Source organism: Thermobacillus composti KWC4, assembly GCF_000227705.2.
Classification (GTDB): domain Bacteria; phylum Bacillota; class Bacilli; order Paenibacillales; family Paenibacillaceae; genus Thermobacillus; species Thermobacillus xylanilyticus.
The window spans coordinates 1,051,920-1,072,578 of record NC_019897.1; the positions used below are offsets into that span (position 1 = coordinate 1,051,920).

At 61.0% G+C, this 20,659-nt stretch carries 19 protein-coding genes; 17 read left to right on the forward strand and 2 right to left on the reverse strand.

All coding sequences use genetic code 11. The features are described from left to right. Positions 1-576 precede the first annotated feature (576 nt). From ilvB to leuB, 5 genes are all read left to right on the forward strand, one after another. Positions 577-2,316, forward strand: a complete 1,740-nt coding sequence (ilvB, locus tag THECO_RS04900; RefSeq protein WP_015253952.1) for a biosynthetic-type acetolactate synthase large subunit — start codon at positions 577-579, stop codon at positions 2,314-2,316. Between the two features lies 1 nt (position 2,317). Further along, positions 2,318-2,803: an acetolactate synthase small subunit gene (ilvN, locus tag THECO_RS04905; protein ID WP_015253953.1), complete on the forward strand. Its 486-nt coding sequence runs from the start codon at positions 2,318-2,320 to the stop codon at positions 2,801-2,803. Positions 2,804-2,916: 113 nt separating this feature from the next. Continuing rightward, entirely contained in the window at positions 2,917-3,909 is a 993-nt protein-coding gene (ilvC, locus tag THECO_RS04910; RefSeq protein ID WP_015253954.1) for a ketol-acid reductoisomerase, read from the forward strand. Positions 3,910-4,055: 146 nt separating this feature from the next. After that, the gene (locus THECO_RS04915; protein ID WP_015253955.1) at positions 4,056-5,600 is read left to right on the forward strand and encodes a 2-isopropylmalate synthase; all 1,545 of its coding nucleotides are present in this window, start codon (positions 4,056-4,058) and stop codon (positions 5,598-5,600) included. Between the two features lie 19 nt (positions 5,601-5,619). After that, positions 5,620-6,696 (forward strand): 3-isopropylmalate dehydrogenase, encoded by a 1,077-nt coding sequence (gene leuB, locus THECO_RS04920; protein ID WP_015253956.1) that lies wholly within the window; start codon positions 5,620-5,622, stop codon positions 6,694-6,696. 135 nt (positions 6,697-6,831) lie between these two features. On the opposite strand, the gene THECO_RS04925 is transcribed toward leuB, so the two are convergent. Further along, a complete protein-coding gene (locus THECO_RS04925; RefSeq protein WP_232427751.1) occupies positions 6,832-7,686 on the reverse strand; it encodes a metal-dependent hydrolase in 855 nt (284 codons plus the stop codon). 184 nt (positions 7,687-7,870) lie between these two features. On the opposite strand from THECO_RS04925, the gene THECO_RS04930 reads away from it, so the two are divergent. The 10 genes from THECO_RS04930 (at position 7,871) to THECO_RS04975 (ending at position 19,351) form a co-directional block, all read left to right on the forward strand. Next, the gene (locus THECO_RS04930) at positions 7,871-8,296 is read left to right on the forward strand and encodes a hypothetical protein (RefSeq protein ID WP_015253958.1); all 426 of its coding nucleotides are present in this window, start codon (positions 7,871-7,873) and stop codon (positions 8,294-8,296) included. Positions 8,297-8,446: 150 nt separating this feature from the next. Next, positions 8,447-9,271 (forward strand): RNA polymerase sigma factor SigI, encoded by an 825-nt coding sequence (gene sigI, locus THECO_RS04935; protein ID WP_408646066.1) that lies wholly within the window; start codon positions 8,447-8,449, stop codon positions 9,269-9,271. Continuing rightward, complete coding sequence (locus tag THECO_RS21595) at positions 9,268-11,094, forward strand: anti-sigma factor domain-containing protein (protein ID WP_015253960.1); 1,827 nt, start codon at positions 9,268-9,270, stop codon at positions 11,092-11,094. Before sigI ends, THECO_RS21595 begins: the two co-directional genes overlap by 4 nt. A 227-nt stretch (positions 11,095-11,321) precedes the next feature. Then, positions 11,322-12,695: an ATP-binding protein gene (locus tag THECO_RS04945; RefSeq protein ID WP_015253961.1), complete on the forward strand. Its 1,374-nt coding sequence runs from the start codon at positions 11,322-11,324 to the stop codon at positions 12,693-12,695. A 78-nt stretch (positions 12,696-12,773) separates the two neighbouring features. After that, complete coding sequence (locus THECO_RS04950; RefSeq protein WP_015253962.1) at positions 12,774-14,318, forward strand: leucyl aminopeptidase; 1,545 nt, start codon at positions 12,774-12,776, stop codon at positions 14,316-14,318. A 32-nt stretch (positions 14,319-14,350) separates the two neighbouring features. Next, complete coding sequence (locus THECO_RS04955; RefSeq protein ID WP_015253963.1) at positions 14,351-15,628, forward strand: MFS transporter; 1,278 nt, start codon at positions 14,351-14,353, stop codon at positions 15,626-15,628. 155 nt (positions 15,629-15,783) lie between these two features. After that, positions 15,784-17,568 (forward strand): ABC transporter ATP-binding protein, encoded by a 1,785-nt coding sequence (locus tag THECO_RS04960; RefSeq protein ID WP_015253964.1) that lies wholly within the window; start codon positions 15,784-15,786, stop codon positions 17,566-17,568. Between the two features lie 266 nt (positions 17,569-17,834). Beyond that, the gene (locus THECO_RS04965) at positions 17,835-18,161 is read left to right on the forward strand and encodes a hypothetical protein (RefSeq protein WP_015253965.1); all 327 of its coding nucleotides are present in this window, start codon (positions 17,835-17,837) and stop codon (positions 18,159-18,161) included. A gap of 4 nt (positions 18,162-18,165) precedes the next feature. After that, complete coding sequence (locus THECO_RS04970; protein ID WP_041853806.1) at positions 18,166-18,495, forward strand: hypothetical protein; 330 nt, start codon at positions 18,166-18,168, stop codon at positions 18,493-18,495. A 58-nt stretch (positions 18,496-18,553) separates the two neighbouring features. Continuing rightward, complete coding sequence (locus THECO_RS04975; protein WP_232427752.1) at positions 18,554-19,351, forward strand: MBL fold metallo-hydrolase; 798 nt, start codon at positions 18,554-18,556, stop codon at positions 19,349-19,351. Between the two features lie 15 nt (positions 19,352-19,366). On the opposite strand, the gene THECO_RS04980 is transcribed toward THECO_RS04975, so the two are convergent. Next, on the reverse strand, positions 19,367-19,768 hold the full coding sequence (locus tag THECO_RS04980; RefSeq protein ID WP_015253968.1) for a YybH family protein: 402 nt from the start codon (positions 19,766-19,768) through the stop codon (positions 19,367-19,369). Positions 19,769-19,890: 122 nt separating this feature from the next. Between THECO_RS04980 and THECO_RS04985 the strand changes: the two genes are divergently transcribed. After that, on the forward strand, positions 19,891-20,235 hold the full coding sequence (locus THECO_RS04985; RefSeq protein ID WP_015253969.1) for a winged helix-turn-helix transcriptional regulator: 345 nt from the start codon (positions 19,891-19,893) through the stop codon (positions 20,233-20,235). Between the two features lie 19 nt (positions 20,236-20,254). Then, on the forward strand, positions 20,255-20,584 hold the full coding sequence (locus THECO_RS04990) for a hypothetical protein (RefSeq protein WP_015253970.1): 330 nt from the start codon (positions 20,255-20,257) through the stop codon (positions 20,582-20,584). The last annotated feature ends 75 nt before the right edge of the window (positions 20,585-20,659 follow it).

Below are 20,659 nucleotides of genomic sequence, written 5' to 3' on the forward strand. Positions count from 1 at the left end.
GGTGCCGGCCGCGGATAGCAGCGCATCCAGCTGTACATCATATTCATATTGACGATCGTCCCGCCCGGGTCTATAATATACGTTAAGTCTAATATTGACATCGGCTATGATGAGGAGAAAGCGTCAGGGCTCTTTCGCCCAGAGAGCGGACGGAATATGCTGCAACCGCCGCCGAAATCCCTGTACCGCGAATGTCGCCTCGGAGCTGTTCCCTTGAACGACGATGCATACGGATCCGGCGTCCAGTAGAGGGAATCGCATGGCAAGCGTTACCCTGCCCAAGGTCGGATTCGGCGTCCACAGCCGGATTTGCACCTGCCGAGGCCTTATGCCGCGAGGCATAGGGTGAATCAGGGTGGTACCACGGAAGTGTCAAGCCTTTCGTCCCGGAATGCGCAGCAGCGCGTTCGGCGGCGGAAGGCTTTTTTGCTGGCTGGAGCTTGCATGCCGATGCAAGTTTGATTGTATGCCGATAGAAGCTTGTTGCCGACACGGGCATCAAGCCGCCCGACAAGCATTGGATTGCCGGCCCACGGCAAGGCTTGAACCATGCAATACGCAAGGGAGGATGGGAACATGAGCACGCAACCTGCCGCTCTGCGATCCAAGAGTGAATTGATCGAGAAATGGTCCAAACCGGAGGTCATCACCGGTTCGGAAATGCTTCTTCGCAGCTTGCTGCTGGAAGGCGTGGAATGCGTATTCGGCTATCCGGGGGGCGCCGTTCTGTACATCTACGACGCGATGTACGGCTTCACGGATTTCCACCACGTGCTGACGCGCCACGAGCAGGGAGCGATCCACGCGGCTGACGGCTACGCCCGGGCCACGGGCAAGGTCGGCGTCTGCATCGCGACGAGCGGTCCGGGGGCGACGAACCTTGTCACGGGCATCGCGACGGCTTACATGGACTCGGTGCCGCTGGTCGTCATCACCGGCAACGTCGTGCAGAGCGCCATCGGCACGGACGCGTTCCAGGAAGCCGACATCATCGGCATCACGATGCCGATCACGAAGCACAGCTACCTCGTGCGCAAGGCCGAGGACATCCCGCGCATCATCCATGAGGCGTTCCACATCGCGAGCACCGGCCGCCGCGGCCCGGTCCTGATCGACATCCCGAAGGATGTTTCGGCGGAGAAGGCGCTGTTCAAGCCGGTCACTGAAGTGAACCTGCGCGGCTACAACCCGACGGTCATGCCGAACAAGCTGCAGGTCGACAAGCTGCTGAAGGCGATCGCCGAAGCGAAGCGTCCGGTCGTGCTCGCCGGCGGCGGCGTCGTCTACTCGGGCGCCCACGAGGAGCTGCTCAAGTTCATCGAGACGACGCAGATTCCGATCACGACGACGCTGCTCGGACTCGGCGGCTTCCCGAGCGGACACGAGCTGTGGATGGGCATGCCGGGCATGCACGGCACCTACACGGCGAACAAGGCGATCCAGGGCTCCGACCTGCTGATCAACATCGGCGCCCGCTTCGACGACCGGGTGACGATGAAGCTGCAAGGCTTCGCGCCGAACGCGAAGGTCGCCCACATCGACATCGACCCGGCGGAGATCGGCAAGAACGTCCCGACCGACATCCCGATCGTCGGCGACGTCAAGACGGTGCTCGAGATTCTGAACCGCGAGGCGAAGCGGACCGATGCGGACGAATGGCGCGCCCAAATCGCGGCCTGGAAGCGGGAAGTGCCGCTCCGCTACGAAGATTCGGACACTGAGCTGAAGCCGCAATGGGTCATCGAGATGATCTACGAGACGACGAAGGGCGAAGCGATCGTGACGACGGACGTCGGCCAGCATCAGATGTGGGCCGCCCAATTCTACAAGTTCAGCAAGCCGCGCTCGTGGATCACGTCGGGCGGTCTCGGCACGATGGGCTTCGGCTTCCCGTCGGCGATCGGCGCCCAGATGGCGTTCCCGGACCGGACGGTCGTCTCGATCAACGGCGACGGCGGCATGCAGATGTGCGCCCAGGAGCTGGCGGTCTGCGCGATCAACAACATTCCGGTCAAAGTCGCGATCATCAACAACCAGGTGCTCGGCATGGTGCGTCAGTGGCAGGAGATCATCTACGACAACCGCTACAGCCACATCGACCTCGCCGGCAGCCCGGACTTCGTCAAGCTGGCCGAAGCTTACGGTGTCCGCGGATTCCGCGCGACGAACAAGGAGGAAGCGCGGGCCGCGTGGGAGAAGGCGCTGGCGCATGACGGCCCGGCGGTCGTCGAGTTCGTCGTCAGCAAGCATGAGAACGTCTATCCGATGGTCACCCAGGGCAATACGATCGATGACATGATTCTGGGGGATGCGTGAGATGAAACGGCATACGATCTCGATTCTCGTCAACAACCAACCCGGTGTGCTGCAGCGCGTCGCCGGCCTGTTCGGCCGGCGCGGGTTCAATATCGAATCCATTACGGTCGGCACCAGCGAGGAGCCGGGCCTGTCCCGGATGGTCATCGTGACGACCGGCGACGAAAAGACGATCGAACAGGTCGGCAAGCAATTGTACAAGCTGATCGATGTCATCAAGGTTGTGGATCTTAGCTTGAATCCGATGGTTGCCAGGGAGCTTGCGCTCATCAAGGTGCATGCGGAACCGGCGGCCCGGCCGGAAATTCTCGGCGTCGTCGAGACGTTCCGGGCGTCCGTCGTCGACATCGGCGCTTCGACGATGGTCGTCCAGGCCGTCGGCGACACGGAGAAGATCGACGCGATCATCGAGCTGCTCAAGCCGTACGGCATCCGCGAGCTGAGCCGGACGGGCGTGACCGCGATGACCCGGGGCAGCATGAAGTAATTCCGCCGTTCCCGCGAAAAAACCGGCCGGCATTGCCGATTGGGGGATGCAACCGGCGGCAATATGAGGTAAGATGGAAAATGTGCATATTTTGAAGGAGGCGCTCATTCGCAATGGCAGTCAAACTGTACTACGAAAAAGATGCAGACCTCAGCGTCCTGCAGAATAAGACGGTCGCGGTCATCGGCTACGGCTCCCAGGGCCACGCGCAAGCGCAGAACCTGCGCGACAGCGGCGTGCGGGTCGTCATCGGCCTTCGGCCGGGCAAATCGGCGGAGAAAGCGAAGAACGACGGTTTCGAAGTGCTCTCCGTCGCCGAAGCGGTGAAGATCGCCGATGTCGTGCAAATCCTGATGCCGGACGAAACGCAGGCGAAAGTGTACCGCGAGGAGATTGAGCCGAACCTGAAACAAGGCGCCGCACTCATGTTCTCCCACGGTTTCAACATCCATTACGGCCAAATCGTTCCGCGCCCGGACATGGACGTCCTGCTCGTCGCTCCGAAATCGCCGGGCCATATGGTGCGCCGGACGTATGTGGAAGGCTTCGGCGTTCCCGGCCTGATCGCGATCGAGCAAGACGCGACCGGCAACGCAATGGCGATCGGCCTCGCTTACGCGAAGGGCATCGGCTGCACGCGCGCCGGCGTCATCGAGACGTCGTTCCGAGAAGAGACGGAGACGGACCTGTTCGGCGAACAGGCCGTACTGTGCGGCGGCACGGCCGCGCTCGTCAAAGCCGGATTCGAGACGCTGGTTGAAGCCGGCTACGCTCCGGAAATGGCCTACTTCGAGTGCCTGCACGAGCTGAAGCTCATCGTCGACCTGATGTACGAAGGCGGCCTCGCCGCAATGCGCGACTCGATCTCCAACACGGCGGAATACGGCGACTACGTCACCGGCCCGCGCATCATCACGGAAGAGACGAAGAAGGAAATGAAGCGCGTGCTCGCCGACATCCAGTCCGGCAAGTTCGCCCGCGACTTCATCCTCGAGAACCAGTCGAACCGCGCGATGCTGACGGCGATCCGCCGCCGCGAAGCCGAGCATCCGATCGAGCAGGTCGGCAAGCAGCTCCGCGAACTGATGCACTGGATCAAGAAATAAGACCGGTCAAGTTGAAGGAAAGGACGGACGGCGCCTTGTCCGCGCTTCTCGCGAGGGCAAGGCGCGCCGTGCTGTCCGGAAGCGTTCGGCCCCGCGGCAGACATGGAGCGGTGATCTGACGATGGCGGGCGTCATGGAGGTGCAATATGCGGAAAATTTACATTTTTGATACGACGCTCCGCGACGGCGAGCAGTCGCCGGGCGTCAATCTGAATACGCAGGAGAAGGTCGAGATCGCACTGCAGCTCGAGAAGCTGGGCGTCGACCGGATTGAAGCCGGTTTCCCGGCCGCTTCTCCCGGCGACCTGGCCGCCGTGAATGCGGTTGCGCGGGCGGTCAAGAACGCGACGATCATCGGCCTTTCCCGTTCGCGCACGCAGGATATCGACGCCGTCCGCGAAGCGCTCAAAGGCGCCGAGGATCCGTGCATCCACCTGTTCCTTGCGACTTCGCCGATCCACCGTCAGCACAAGCTGCGGATGTCGAAGGAGCAGGTGCTGGAGACGGCGGAAGCGGCGATCCGGTACGCGAAGCAATTTTTCAGCAAGATCGAGTTTTCGCCGGAAGACGCCGGCCGCACCGAGCTGGACTTCCTCTGCGAAGTGACGGAGATGGCGATCCGTGCGGGCGCGACCGTCGTCAACATTCCGGATACGGTCGGCTACATGACGCCGGTTGAGTTCGGCAACATTTTCAAAACGCTGCGGGAGAAAGTGCCGGGCATCGAGAAGATCCAGCTGAGCGCCCACTGCCACGACGACCTCGGCATGGCGACGGCCAACGCCCTTGCCGCCATCGAGAACGGCGCCGAGCAGATCGAAGGCACGATCAACGGCATCGGCGAACGGGCGGGCAACACCGCGATCGAGGAAGTTGCGCTGGCGCTGGAGACCCGGTTCAACTATTACCAGGCGAAGACGACGCTGAACCTGAAGGAGATTGCGCGCACGAGCCGGCTCGTCAGCAAGCTGACGGGGATGCCCGTGCCGGGCAACAAGGCGATCGTCGGCGCGAACGCGTTCGCGCACGAATCGGGCATCCACCAGGACGGCATGCTCAAGGAGAAGTCGACCTACGAGATCATCTCGCCGGAGACGATCGGCCTGGTCGAATCGAAGCTTGTCCTCGGCAAGCATTCCGGCCGCCACGCGTTCCGCGAGAAGTTGATCGATCTCGGCTACGAGCTGGATGACGAGGCGCTCAACGAAGCATTCGCGAAGTTCAAGGATCTCGCGGACAAGAAGAAGCAGGTAAGCGACGAGGACATTCGCGCGCTGCTCGAGGAGAAGCTGGTCGACACGCCGGAAGTGTACCGGCTTGAAAAGCTGCAGGTCGCCTACGACAACCGCTCGGTGCCGAGCGCCGTCATCGCGGTCAACGTGCAGGGCGAAGGCGTCAAGGAACAGCGGGCCGAAGGCAACGGTTCGGTCGACGCGATCTACAACGCGATCGACGCGCTGACCGGCGAGCAGGTCGAGCTGGAAGACTATGCGATCAAGTCGGTGTCGCAGGGCAAGGACGCGCTCGGCGAAGTGTACGTCGTGCTCGGACAGAACGGCGTTTCGGCGCAGGGACGGGGCTTAAGCACCGACATTCTCGAGGCGAGCGCCCGCGCGTACATCGACGCGCTGAACCGGTTGATCGAACGGCGCAAGTCGCCGCGTCGGCGCGACCGGATGAGCCTGATCTGACGGGGAGGAAACAAGCTGCATGGCGGATACGAAGAAAATCGCGGTCATCGCCGGCGACGGCATCGGTCCCGAGGTGGTCGCGGAAGCGATCAAAGTGATGAAGAAGACGGAAGAACTGTACGGGCTGAGTTTCGAATTCGAGCACGGCCTGTTCGGCGGCATCGCGATCGACGAGAAAGGGACGCCGCTGCCGCAGGAGACCCTCGACATGTGCAAGGCGGCGGACGCGGTGCTGCTTGGCGCGGTCGGCGGTCCGAAGTGGGACAACAATCCGAAGGAGCTTCGCCCGGAGACGGGGCTGCTCGGCATCCGCAAGGCGCTCGGGCTGTTCTCGAACATCCGTCCGGCGAAAATTTTCGACTGCCTGAAAGACGCGTCGACGCTGAAACCGGAAGTGCTTGAAGGCACGGACCTGATCGTCGTGCGCGAGCTGACCGGCGGCATCTACTTCGGCGACAAATTCCGCCGCGAAGGTGCGAACGGCGAAGAAGCGGTCGACACGTGCGTCTACAACGTGCATGAAGTCGAGCGCATCGTGCGCCAGGCGTTCGAAATCGCCCGCACGCGCCGCAAGAAGCTCGCTTCGGTCGACAAGGCGAACGTGCTCGAGACGTCCCGCCTCTGGCGCGAAGTCGTGGGCCGGATCGCACCGGAATACCCGGACGTCGAGCTTGAGCATGTGCTGGTCGACAACTGCGCGATGCAGCTGCTGCGCCGTCCGGCGAGCTTCGACGTCATCGTGACGGAGAACATGTTCGGCGACATCCTGAGCGACGAGGCGGCCATGCTGACCGGTTCGATCGGCATGCTGTCCTCCGCTTCGCTCGGCGAAGGCGCGTTCGGCCTGTACGAGCCGGTGCACGGCTCGGCGCCGGACATCGCGGGCCAGGGCATCGCGAACCCGATTGCGACGATTCTGTCCGTCGCGCTCATGTACCGCCTGACGTTCGGCTATCACGAAGCCGCGCAGTCGATCGAGGACGCGGTTGCGAGCGTGCTGGACGCCGGCCATCGCACGGCGGACATCGCGACCGACCGGAGCAAGTCGGTCGGCACGCAGCAAATGGGCGATCTGATCGTCGCCGCGATGAAATAATCCGAATACGTGTCTCACGAACATCGGACAAACCGTGTCCGCCGCAAGGCGGATGCGGCTTTTTTCGCCTTGGGGACTACTCCGGATTCCGGACGGAACCGGGGAGGGCGCCTTGTGTGCCGGAAGGTTCGACCATCAGGCCGCGGGACGCCAATGGATGCCGTCTGATGATTCGAAATAGACGATCTGGCCATTTTGCTCATCGAAGCATTTAAGAACGAAGGATTCCCGCGTTTTCGTCCATTCTTCGACGCGGTATCGCAATCCTTCTCCGGGAGCCGTGAAGTAGAAGAGCGTTTCGCTGATTTTGCCGCCTGTGGCATTGCTGTCGCCGCTGGCCAGAAATTGTTCGGATCTTGCATGATAGGACCAGTTCATCGCTTCCCAGGGCCACTCTCCTGTCGGAAATACGGTTATCGCGGCATTGGGGAACGGATACCGCTCGTGCAAGGCGTTTGTCACCATCTCTTTCGCAGCGGCCTGGAATCCGATGTACAGGAGAATCGTCAAGATCCCCGCAGCGGACAAGAGCCGGATTCTCTTGAAGGCCAAACCGGCGGAGATGGCGGCGAGCGCAATGATCCAAACCAATGGGGTCGATTTGCTGATGATGCTGTACTCCAGTTCTTCCTTGACAAAGGGATAAAAAATGGCGTTGCCGTTGTCGATCAGATCCAGCAGCAGATGTCCGAACACGAAGGCGGCCAGAAAGGAGCCGAAGATTCGCATGAACGGTTCTTTCTTGAAAATGGTTTTCAATATCCCGGCGAACAGAGCCGCTGCGAAAGGTGCGGCGATCAGGGAGTGCAGCAGTGAATCTTGAAACAGCTCCTTCGTTACGTCAGGGAGAAGGGCCGCAGCCGCGCCGAGCAAGAGATAAAACCATGTTTTCTTTGGCGTGCTGAACAGCAGCGCGATAATCGCTCCGGTGCAGGCGTGATGCAAAATATCATTGACCATGTCGAACTCCTCACGCGAACGTTGTTCCAAAATAAAGAAATCCATAAATATTATAGAAATCAAGTCGTAAAATCTCAATTAAAATATGAACGAATGCCCGGATTCATGGCTTCTTGATATTTTTCTTGCCGGCGGCGTGAAGGAATTCGGACTTCCGGCGGCGAATACAATGGGGCAAGGGAAGAATGATCCGGCCGAATCGGAGGTGACGGCGATGAGCTTCTGCTGCGGCGCGAGCATGATCGGTACGAGGGGGACGATGAAGCATTTCCGCACGTTCATCCACAATGTGCCGATTCTGTTCTGTCCGGTCTGCCATCGTGTCGAAATTCATCATCTGGTCGAACAGGAATACGAATTGCTTGCGGAATACGCGCACGGAGACGGCGCCTCCGAGGTGGATTTCCGCGACTATGTCGATCAGGATCGCGAAGAGCTGCTGGCGAACTGCGTCAATCACGAGGACGAGGATCCGATGGAGATCGTGCTGAACCAGATCGACATGGCGCTCGATCTGCTGGCCGTCGCCAAACGGCTCGGCGATCAGGAATGGGAAGAGCAGCTGAAGCGGCGGCTTACCGCCCTGAACAACCGGCGCAACAAGCTGGCGCAGCGGCGGACGAGCGGCCGGCGCACTTGACTTGGCCGTCATCCGTTACGACAGCCTCCCGCAAGGAGGCTGTTTTTTTGCTCCGGGAGATGGTACGCCTTCCAAAGCGGACGTCGACAGCCGTTTTTTGCATGTACCCTCCGAAAAATGGACGGGCCCGCGAAGATTGTCTGATTAGAGGTGGAGCGGTTGTTACTTCTACTGATCAAGCGGCTGTTCGGCAAGCCCGGATCCGGCGGAAGCGCGCGGGATGGCGCGCAGGCACCGCCGGAGACGGTCGTGGCCCGCATCCGGGCAGGGGACGACGCGCTCCGCGAATCGTTCATCGCGGACTACCGCCCCTATATCGCCAAAGCGGCAAGCCGCTTCTGCAAACGATATATCGATCCGTCGCGCGATGACGAATACAGCATCGCCCTTGCCGCGTTCAATGAGGCGATCGACGGCTATGATGACAACGCCGGAAAATCGTTCCTCGGCTTCGCCGACACGGTCATCCGCAGACGTCTGATCGACTATGTCCGCAAGGAGCAGCGCCACGCCCGGTCTCTGCCAATGAGCGCCTTCGAAGGCGAGCAGGGCGGCGAATCGCCCGTGAACGCCGCGGAGACGGCAGGCGCGATGGACGCGTATGTCTCCGAGCGGCTGTCGGAATCCCGTCGGCTGGAGATCGAAGCGCTGGCCGAGCGGCTTGAGCGATGCGGCATCTCGTTCACCGATCTCGCTGACCGGTCGCCCCGGCATGCCGACTCCCGCGCCATGCTGCTCGGCATCAGCGCGGAGCTGGCGAGCCGGCCCGAACTGATGGCCGTCATGGAGCGGCACGGCCGTCTGCCGATCAAGGAACTGATGGAATACTGCCAGGTATCGCGCAAGACGCTTGAGCGAAACCGGAAATATATCATGGCGACCGCCCTGATTCTGTCGGGCGACTTTCCGTTGTTGCAGTCCTATTTACAGCCGGCCGTGCAGGAAGCGGCGGTATCGAGGGAGGTGGGATCGTGAGAAGGGGAATCGTCATGGCCGCGAATCGGCGCAGCCTGGTCGTCCTGACGCCGGAAGGCGAATTCGTGGAAGTGCCCGGCAGCCCGGGAGAGGTCGGCGAGGAGATCGGCTTTTCGCTGCTGCGCCGAGAGGCATTGCACCGACGGCTCCTGCTTACCGCCACCGCGGCCGCCGTTCTGCTCCTTATGGCTTTCGCGCTGCCGCGGCTGTCGATTTTCGACGAACCGAAGGTCGCGGCCTATGTGGCGATCGACATCAATCCGAGTGTCGAGATCGGCGTGGACAAGCGCCGCAGCGTCGTTGAGCTCCAAGCGCTCAATCCGGACGGCGAGCGGGTGATCGAAGGCGTCGAATACAGGAAAAGGCCGGTCGGCGAGGTTGCGGCGGACATCATTCGCAACGCGGAGGAAGCGCAATATTTGCAGGACGGCGGCGAAGTGTTCGTCACCAGCATGGCGGCGGGCACGGCCGAGCATTTCGAAGAGGAACTGATGCAGGAGATCGATCAGGCCGTCCATGCGGCGGCGCAGCGTTCCGTCGCGAATGAGGGGACGGTCACAGCCGGGACGGTTGCTGAAGATCCGGGATCGGATTACGGATCAGATTCCGGATCGGGATCCGGATCGGGATCGCAAGCGGGATCGGGAGCGGCTGCGGATGCACCCGATGCAACGGGTCCGGCCTTGAGGAGCAACCCGGATGCGGCTTCCGCGCAAAACATTGAGGTGACGATCGTTCGCGCTCCGGGCGAACTGCGGGAGACGGCGCAGGCGAACGGCGTATCGCCGGGCAAGATGGCGGTCTATCTGCTGGCGGAAAAACAGGGGCTGCCGATCTCGCTGGATGACCTCAAGAAGGGATCGATCCGGCAGGCGGTCGAACCGTACGGCGGCATCTCCGGCTTGCTCGGCGACGGGCAGTCGGACGAAGAGCGGAAACGCGAACTCGCCGAACTGCTGGCCAAAGAGGCGGTGAAAGCGCAGAATAATTCCGCGGGTTCAGGCAATGGAAAGGCGGCATCGGCGAACGCCGGGAAGAAGACTTCCGCGGACGCAGGCAATAAGGCGTCGCCAAACGCCGGCAAGAAGGACAAGCAGGCATACCGGTCGAATGAGAAGGCCGGCAAGGCGAAGAAGTCCGTGGAGAAAGCGGAGAAAGTCCGGCAGTCCGCGGGACAGTCCGCATGGCTGGCGGCCTGGAAGGCGGAGCAGACGGCCGGCCGGAATCAGCGCGACACCGTGTCGAACGATCGCAAGCCGGAACGGCAGACGCCGGATTGGCTGCAGCGCGAGGCATCGTCGTCCGCGCGCACAGCGGAGCAGCAGACAGCCGGCCGGAAGCAACAGAAGCAGCAGGAGGAGAAGATACAGCAAGAACAGAAAAAACAGGAACATAAGAAGCTGCAAGAGCTGAGGCAACAGCAGGAGCGGGAGAAGCGTCAGGAACAGAAGAAACAACGGGAACAGCAGGAACAGATGAAGCAGAAACAGCAGGAACAGATGAAGCAGAAACAGCAGGAGCAGAAAAAACAGCAAGAGCAAAAACAGCAGAATCGACAAGATCAGAAACAGCAGAAGGAGCAAGAGCAGAATCGGCAAAAACAACAGGAGCAGTATCAACAGAAAAGGAGCTCAAACGACAAATATCGGAGTTATGGACAAAATTCCCGCGGCCGGCATGACGGAGCAGGCGAGCGGAAGGCGGAACGGCAGCAGGACGATCGACCCGGCTCCCGGGATGTTCGGTTGGCCGGATTTATGCGGTCCGGAGCAGATTCCGCCGCTTATGCCGGAGGCGAAGGTCCGGGTCCCAGGCGGCAATGAGCGGCCCGGACCAGGAAGGAAGACACGGCTTAAGCGACCACACAAATCGACAAACTCTTCGGTTGACACGCTGTCATGCCCGTCTCTATGATTAGGGTAACCGAGGTTTGGAATGACTGCGCATCCAGGATCAACATCGGAGGCGATGACGATTGGTTTGGATGGCGGGCGGAAGCCTTTGCCCAGGTGCCGACTTTTCCGTCCGGAATGCGGAGGAGGGCGGTTTGATGTTGTCGACCAGCAGGCGTTATTTTCCAGCGCTTGCAGCCTATTTGCGAACCGAATCGCCGGTCTCGCTTCAGAATGCGGTCGAATTGGGCCGTACATTGGAGGGGGTTCAGCCGGAAGATATCGTCGCGATGCACCACGCCGCCGTACAGATGCTGATTGCCAATGCGGAGCCGGAGGAAGCGCTTGGCGTCTATGACCGGTCGTTTCCGTTTCTGATCGAAACCATGACGGCTTTCCGCGGCAAGAAACTGCAAACCGGACCGACGTTTGAATGGTACACGGAAATGAAGGAGCAGCTGAACCGCTCACGCCGCTCGGTTGTTGATGTCAAAAACAAGTATGAAAGCGTTCTGCAGCACATGGACAGCGGCATCGCTCTGTTTGACAGCGAAGGCACGCTGTCCTTCATCAATCTGCAGATGGCGAAGCTGCTCGACGTTCCGAGGAAAACGCTTGCAGGCTGCAACCTGCGCAACATTCTTTTCCACCCGCAGCTCAAGCGTTCCGTCAAACGGATGATTCTCCGGATTTGCAAGGAAATGGTGCTGAAGCGCTCCCGGTATTTCGAAATGCAGGACGCGCAGGGGCGCCATCTGCTCATCACCATCACGTACGGCGACCAACTGGACGGCCAATATCTGGTCAGTGTCAAGGATGTGTCCGAGTTCAAGCAGATCGAGCAGACGGCCTATCAGAACGACAAGCTCGCCATGCTCGGCAAAATCGCGGCATCCATCGCGCACGAGATCCGCAACCCCCTCACGTCGATCCGCGGCTTCATTCAACTGCTCAGGCCGCATCTGATGACGCTCGGCAAAGAGGAATACGCGCGCATCATCCTCGACGAGATCGACCGCGCGAACGACATCATCTATGAATTCCTCAACTCGAGCAAGCCGACCGCACCGATGGCGCAGTTCATCACCATCGAATCGCTGCTGAAGGAAGTCATGCTGCTGTCGGAAAGCGAAGCGATTATGCGAGGCTGCCAGATGCATCTCGAAGCGTACGACGCACAGGCGAAAGTATCGATCGACGTCATGCAGATCAAGCAGGTGATGTTGAACATCGTCAAGAACGCGCTCGATGCGATCACCGAACTCGGCGGCGCAAGGAGCGGGCGCATCGACATCATCGCACGGAAAGACGGCGCATTCGTCGAGATTGCCGTCCGCGACAACGGCAAAGGGATGGACCAGTCGACGATGAGCCGCCTGTTCGATCCGTTCTTCACGACGAAACAACAGGGTACCGGGCTGGGGCTTTCGGTCAGCTACCGCATCATCCGAAATCACGGCGGAACGATCCGGGTGAACAGCCGTCCGGGCGAAGGAACGGAGTTCAAGATCTATTTGCCTTCGGTGGATTAAAGCATTAGAATCGGGTTAGCGCCCGATTCTTTTGCTTTTCATGGGACGGGCAAAGCATTGCGGTTTGGAGGATGGATCTTGGGAATCGAACTTCATTATACAAGCGGTCTGCAGGAAGCGCTGGAATCTGCCGGGACGGCCGTCGTCTTCGCGGGACCGGAAGCCGGAGAGGCGGCCGGCAAGGGTGACGGCCTGCTTCCCGCCGCGTTGGCGGAAGCGATCGGCCGGTTCGCAATGTCCGGCCTGTTCAAGGGCGAAGCGGGCGGCACCCAGACCCTCCCGACGCTCGGGACGATGAAAGCCGGATATGTCGTACTCGCGGGCATCGGCGACGGTACGGCCGATGCGCTGCGCCAGGCGGGAGCGGCCGCGGCGAAAGCTTGCAAGCAGCTCAAGACGGAGAACATCTGCGCCCTCATCGGCCCGGAACTGCTGAAGGGCGGGGCGGAGAAAGACGCGGAAGAGGCCGTGCGGCTTCGCGCGCAGGCGCTGGCGGAAGGCTTCATGCTCGGCGCTGCCGCCCGCGTGCCGCAGCGCCGGGAGCAGCCGGAGGAGCCGAAGCTGCGCGTCGTGTTCGCACCCGCGGAACCGGCGGCGGGCCCTTCGGCGGAGGCGTTTCAGGCGGGCATTCGCCGGGGACGGATGTTCGGCGAAGCGGTCGCCTATGCCCGCCGGCTCACGAATCTGCCGGGCAACATGCTGACGCCGGAGATGCTGGCGCTCGAAGCCGAAGCGCTGGCCAACGAATTTGAGCTCGACATCGAAGTGATCGATGAATGGACCGCGGCGGAGCTGGAGATGGGCGGGCTGCTCGGCGTCGGCCAGGGCAGCGCCAATCCGCCGCGCATGATCGTCCTGCACTATGAAGGCGCGCCGGATGCGAAGGAGAAGCTTGGCCTCGTCGGCAAAGGCATCACGTTCGACACCGGGGGCATTTCGCTCAAGCGCGCGGACGGCATGGAGGAGATGATCTCCGACATGGCCGGCGCCGCTGCGGTGCTCGGCGCGATGCGGGTGATCGCCGAGGCGAAACCCGCCGTCAACGTCGTCGCCGTCATTCCGGCGGCGGAGAACATGCCGTCGGACCGGGCGCTGAAGCCCGGCGACGTGCTCAAGACGATGAGCGGCCGGACGGTCGAAGTCGTCAACACCGACGCCGAAGGCCGGCTCGTGCTGGCCGACGGGCTGACGACCGCCATCCGGCGCGGCGCGACCCGGCTCATCGACGTGGCGACGCTGACCGGCGCCGTCATGGTCGCCCTCGGCGACGTCGCGACCGGCGCGGTGACGAACGACGACGCGTTCCTCGCCGAACTGATCGAAGCAAGCCGCAGGACGGGCGAGCGGATCTGGCAGCTGCCGTCCTGGCCGGAATACCGCAAACAACTCGAGAGCGATGCCGCCGATCTGAAGAACAGCGGCGGCCGCCATGCCGGCACGATTACGGGCGGGCTGTTCATCGGCGAATTCGCCGACGGACTGCCGTGGATTCACCTGGACATCGGCGGAACCGCCTGGTTGTTCAAGGACAGAGGCTGGGACATGAAGGGGGCAACCGGCGTCATGACGCGGACGCTGGCCGAATATGTACTGCAGCTCGGAGCGGCTCGGACAACGGCATGACGAAGACGTAACACCCGAGAAGGAGCATCGATATGCCGCAGATTGCGTTTCTGAAGGCGTTCCGCTTCCGGCGGAACGCCACCGAGCAGCGCCGCTGGCTGCAGACGTCGGTGATCGAGGGCATTCCCGCCACGATCATCGGCAACATTCTGGGCGGTCCGATTCTGACCGCCTTCCTTCTTTATTTGAAGGCGGGGTCGACGGCGGTCGGCCTCGTGCTCGCCATCCAGTCGCTCGCGAACATCGTGCAGGTGTTCGCCGCGTTCTTCATGCAGCGGATGGAGAACCGGAAATTCTGGATGGCGCTGTCCGGGATTCTGCACCGGATGTTCTGGGTGCTGACCGGACTGATTCCCGTGCTGCTGCCGGTGCCGGCGCGCGTGCCGGCATTCGTCGCGCTGTTCGCCTGCTCGTTCATCAGCGCCGCCGTGAGCGGCGTCGTCTGGTCTTCGCTCATGAGCGACATGGTCCCGGCGCAGGTGCGCGGACGCTATTTCGGCGTGCGGAATACGGTGCACTGGGCGTTCGCCAGCATCGCGCTGCTCCTGTCGGGTCAAATTCTGGAAAGCGCCGGTTCCCCGGGCGCCGGATTCGCCATCCTGTACTTGACGGCGGCAATCTGCACGGTATGGAACGGAATCATGCTGCTCCGCTATCCGAATCTGCCGTTCGAGAAATCGCAGGAGACATCCGGCGTCGGCCGGCTGCTGAAGCCGGTCCGCGACCGGGCGTTCATGACCGCGACCGGATTCATTGCGCTGTTCATCCTGATCCAGAACGCGGCCGTCCCGCTGTTCTCCTACGTCATGCTGGATATACTCGGGGTCAGCTACACGGCGGTTACGGTCGTCACGACCGTCCAGATGATCGTCATGATGATCAGCTACTACGCCTGGGGAAGCCTGAACGCACGGTATCCGGCCTTCAAGCTGCTTCTGTGCAGCCTGCCGTTCATCGCGCTCGCGTGCCTGCTGTGGGCAGGGCTTGCGTTCCTGCCCGTGTTCGTCGTGCTGGTGCTGGTCCACGTTGCCCTCGGGATCGGACAGGGCGGATACAATCTGCTGAACTTCACCTTCCTGATCGGCGATACGCCGAAGGCGGACCGGCCGATGTATATCGCCGTATTCGCGGCGGCCACCGGACTTATGGGGTTCGTCGGGCCGCTCATCGGCGGCATCCTTTACGACGCCATTGCCGATGGTCCGGCCTGGATGGGACAGTACGGCGTCTCGATGTTCACGGGACTGATCATGATGGCGCTGACGGGAGCGGGACCGTTCATTCTGTCGGCTTCCCGGCGTTCCCGGTGATTTTTGCGGATTTTCATGCATTTTATCCATGATTTCTGAGACTTGTGCAGTAGACGCGCAGGCGCACCGGGGGGTAAAATGGGACTCGTATTGTGACAATTGTGCGAAGGATTCCGGACAGAGAACGGCATCGCGATTATGGAGCGGGAGGCAGCATGGGCATACGGAGCAAGGAAACGCCTGATTTCGAACGCGTGTTCATGGACGCGGGCGGCCGCAAGGGCCGGCCGTTCAGGACGTTGTGGAGGCTTTATCGGGGACAGCGCATCAATCTGCTGCTGTCGCTTCTCTTTTTCATCATCAAACATTCGCCCGTATGGATCATGTCGGTGCTCACCGCGGACATGATCAACATCATCAGCAAGCCGGATGCCGATCTGAAGTGGTTCTGGATCGACGCGGCCGTCCTGTTCGTGGTCGTGCTGCAGAACATCGCCACGCAGACGCTGCATGTCAGCTTCATGAGCCGCTCCTCGCGGCTGATGGAAGCCGGGCTGCGCGGCACGATGATGCGGAAGCTGCAGCATCTGTCCATGTCGTATCACAGCGAGCTGCGCTCGGGCAAAATGCAGGCGAAAGTGCTGCGCGACGTCGAGCAGATCGAGCTGCTCAGCAAGCAGGTCATGTATTCGTTCGTGCCGGCGATCCTGAACATCATCGCCGCCGTGACGATCGCGGCCGCCACGAGCCTGGCCGTCGCCTCGCTGTTCATCGTGCTGCTGCCGTTCGCGGGCGGACTCGTCTATTTCTTCCGGAACAAAATCCGCCAGCGCAATCGGGACTTCCGGCGGCAGATCGAGGAAATGTCCGGCGCCGTGGCCGAGTCGGTCGAGATGCTGCCGGTGACGAAGGCGCACGGGCTCGAGGACATCGAGATCGAGAAGGTGAACGGCACGCTCGTCAATCTGCGCGGCAAGGGGTACCGGCTCGACATCACGGAAGCGGTGTTCGGCGCCTCGGGCTGGGTGACGTTCACGCTGTTCCAGGTCATCTGTCTCACGTTCACCTGCATGCTGGCTTATCAGGGCCGGATCCAGATCGGTGACGTCGTCATGTACCAGGGGCTGTTCGGCACGATCATGATGTCGATCAGCAACCTGATCAACGTCTATCCGCAGTTCGCCAAAGGTTTCGAGTCGATCCACTCCGTCACCGAAGTGCTCGCCTCGACCGAGACGGACGAGTATCAGGGCACGAAGGTGCCGGGCAGCATCCGCGGCGAATTCCGCTTCGAGAACGTCCACTTCCACTACAAAGATACGGACAAACACGTGCTGAACGGCTTCACGCTGCACGTGAAGCCCGGCGAGACGATCGCGCTCGTCGGCGAATCCGGCGCGGGCAAGTCGACCGTGCTCAATCTGGCGATCGGCTTCTACCGGCCGACGAACGGCCGCATCCTGCTCGACGGCGTGCCGTTCGACGAGCTGGACATGCGCGCCTACCGCCGCCAGATCGCGGTCGTGCCGCAGAACACGGTGCTCTTCTCCGGCACGATCCGCCAGAACATCACGTATGGTCTTACGAATGTGTCGGAGGAAGAGCTCGAGCGCGTCATCCGGATGGCGAACCTGCAGGACGTCATCGCCGCCATGCCCGACGGGCTGGACACGATGATCGGCGAGCACGGCGGCAAGCTGTCCGGCGGCCAGCGGCAGCGGATCGCGATTGCGCGCGCGATGATCCGCAATCCGCGCATCATCTTCCTCGACGAAGCGACCTCCGCGCTCGACAACATCTCGGAGTTCGTCGTCCAGAAGGCGATGCGCGAACTGATCCGCGGCCGGACGACGTTCATCGTCGCGCACCGGCTGTCGACGATACGCGACGCCGACCGGATCGTCGTCATGAAGAACGGCCGCATCCAGGAAGTCGGCAGCTACGAAGAGCTGATGCAGCGGCGCGGGGAGTTCTATCAATTGAAACAGCTGCAGGCGTGACAATCGTTCGGCGAAGTCCGGAAAATACAGGGATGTTAATCCTGTATTTCCGGACTTTTTTAGTTTGTGTGAAGCGTGAGAATGGTCGTGTGTCCAATATGGAACCAAACCTTGCAAATTTTTAGGTTTAACGCAATAACAAAAGACGATTCATCATGCAAATCGCATACGGCTTTTACAGTGTTGAAAGCACTTTTAGTTATTGCATCATTGTCGTTCCTCCGGCAAATCCCACATCAGATGATTGCAAAGGGGATGCAAAGAACATGAGAAAGCGGACGGCCGTTGCGGTTGCCTGTTTGTTGTTCCTGACGGCATGCCAGTCGGCGCTGCCCGGCATCAGGCAGGATGAAAAAAGCAATCTGAGCGGCACGCTCAGGGTGGCGCTGCTCGGAGGGGCTGAGACGAAGGAGAGGGAACGAATGTGGAGATTGAAGTGCTGGATCTGGACTATTTTTTTGGGGAACACGAAGACCGTGAAGACGTTGCTGGAGAGCACGGCGGAATGGCAGCCGGACATCATCGAGATGACGCCCGCAGAAGCCCGGACCTTGGCGCAGGATCAGGTCGTCAGTCTGGCGGAATGGATCTGAGCCGATGGAAGGATGGACGATGACGGAGTTCGGCGAGCTTGTCCGGACGCTTGTGGATGCGAACGCACAGGTGTTGCTGACGTCCGATCTGGAAACGGCGCAGCCCTTCATCGAAAATCTGGGCGGTTCGTTCCCGGCCCAGTACGAGGCGACTGCGGGCATTCTGGATAGCGACGCGAACGCTGCGGCGCTGAAAGCTTACCTGAGCGTCGTACCCGAGGCCGCCTTGCTCAACAATCCATATCTCATGTCTGACGGCCTGCCCGCATTGGGTGTCGCCTGGGCGTCCCGGCATTACAAAGTGGACGGATCCGCTTTTCGGGTGGTAAATTGAAAGAAAATGCCAGAAAGCGGATCGGAGCGTGAACGGAGTGGGAGAAAGCCGTACATCGGTGGATCTTTTTCAGAGCGCATTGTACAAGACGAACGCCGCGGTGATCGCGACTGAAGATATGGTGCTGGTCGTCGACCCGTGCTGGCTGCCGGGAGAGGTGGAGCGGATCCGGGCGCATGTCGGGGACATCCGGGCCGGACGGCCGGTGTATCTGCTGTTCACCCACTCGGATTTCGACCATATTCTCGGCTGGGGCGCCTTCCCCGGCGCTTCTGTCATCGCGAGCGAAAGCTTCGCGGCCAAGCCCGGGAACGAACGGGAAGCAATCCTCGAAGAGATCCGCGCCTTCGACGACGGCTATTACCTTGACCGGGACTATCCGATCGCTTACCCGGCCGTCGATCACGTCATCTCCGGCGACGGCGCTACGCTGGACATCGGTGGGACGCGGCTCGTCTTCTACCAAAGCCCGGGCCACAACCCGGACGGACTGTTCACGATCGTCGAGCCGCTCGGCGTCTGGATCGCGGGAGATTATCTGTCCGATGTCGAGTTTCCGTTCATTCATCACAGCAGCCTGCTGTACGAGGAGACGCTGGCGAAGGCGGAGCCGATCCTCGGGCGGCATCGGGTGAGCCTGCTGATCCCCGGGCACGGATCCTGCACATCGGACGTCAATGAAATCCGGCGGAGGCGGGACAGGGACATCGCGTACATCGCGCGTCTCAGGGAGTTGGTCAGGGAGGGCGACCAGGCGGCAATCGACGCGCTGATCGATGGTTACGCCTATCCGCGGAACATGCGGGACGATCACCGGAAGAACCAGGAGCGCATCCGCGGCGAGCTTGGAATCTGAATCATGGCCGGCGTGTTACGGCTGGCCGCCGCCGAAGGGATGGTCGACGATATAGCGCCAGGTGCCGTCCGGCTGCCGTCTGACGATTTCCGAGGTATAGCCCTCGATTCGAATCGGACGGCCGTCCGGACCTTCGGCCCGAAAGACAAAGTGCCCGCGCAGCAAGGCGATGTTTTCGAAGCGGATGCAGTGGACGTTGCGGGATTCCATGCGGCCGTTCTGCCGCAGCAAATCCTCAAGCTCAATCTGAATCTGTCCGGTTCCCCGAAGCGGATTGCCGTCCGGTTGAACCAGTACGGCATCGGGTTCGTACAATGCGAGCAGGTTGTCGATGCTGCCGGAGTTGCAGGCTTCCGCAAACGCGGCGTTCATGTCTTCCGGATTCATGACCGGTTTCGGTTGAGCGGATGGATTCATGCCGGACGCCTCCTTCAATGGCATGTTGTCGTTTGCAAGTGTATCTGATTTTGATCAACCCGGGAAGTACGCAGAATATGTTGACTCAGTCAGCAAAAGCTGACCGCGGGAGGCGTGAAGTAATGCCTTATCAGGGCGGGGTGTACGGCTGTCCGGTCGAAGAGGCGCTGCACATGATCAGCGGGAAATGGAAGCCCCGGATCATCCATGAGCTGCTCGGGCAGACGAGGCGATTCAGCGAGCTTCAGCGGCTCATCCCCGGCATGTCCCGGCATGTGCTGACGACGCAACTTCGGGAATTGGAAGCCGACAACATTGTGGAACGCACCGTTTACCCGACCGTTCCCCCGAAGGTGGAGTACAGCCTGACCGATTTCGGGAGAAGCCTGGAGCCCGTGCTGGAGCAATTGGTCGGCGTCGGGGAGCGGTATATTTCGTTGCGGAAGAATGAAGCAGTGGAGAAATGATCGGAAGGAGAGGAGAAGCGTGAAAAAAGCGTTCCTGCTTGCGCTCGTCGCCGCTGCCATCATGGCAACCGCCGGCTGCATGAACGGCGAAGGCATGCAAGAGCAGAGCGGGCCGCTGCCGTTGCTGCAATACGAGCACATGCGAAAATCAGCGAGGGCAAGACAGGATTCGAACAAGCCGGAGATTCCACCATCCGGTTTCTGGAGATCGACCTGGAACAGGATCAGATTGAACGCATCATGGACTGGTACAATGATGTGGCTTCCGAAAGACACGCATGGCTGGTCGATGCCGAAGGTCATAGTGCCAGCGTCAATTTGGGATCGTGTTCCGTCTGGGCTCCCGTGATGAGGTTCGAATTCAATACACATCAAGCGGGGACACCCTGATCACGGCCTTTCATCCTTTCCAGGCCTGCAAGAT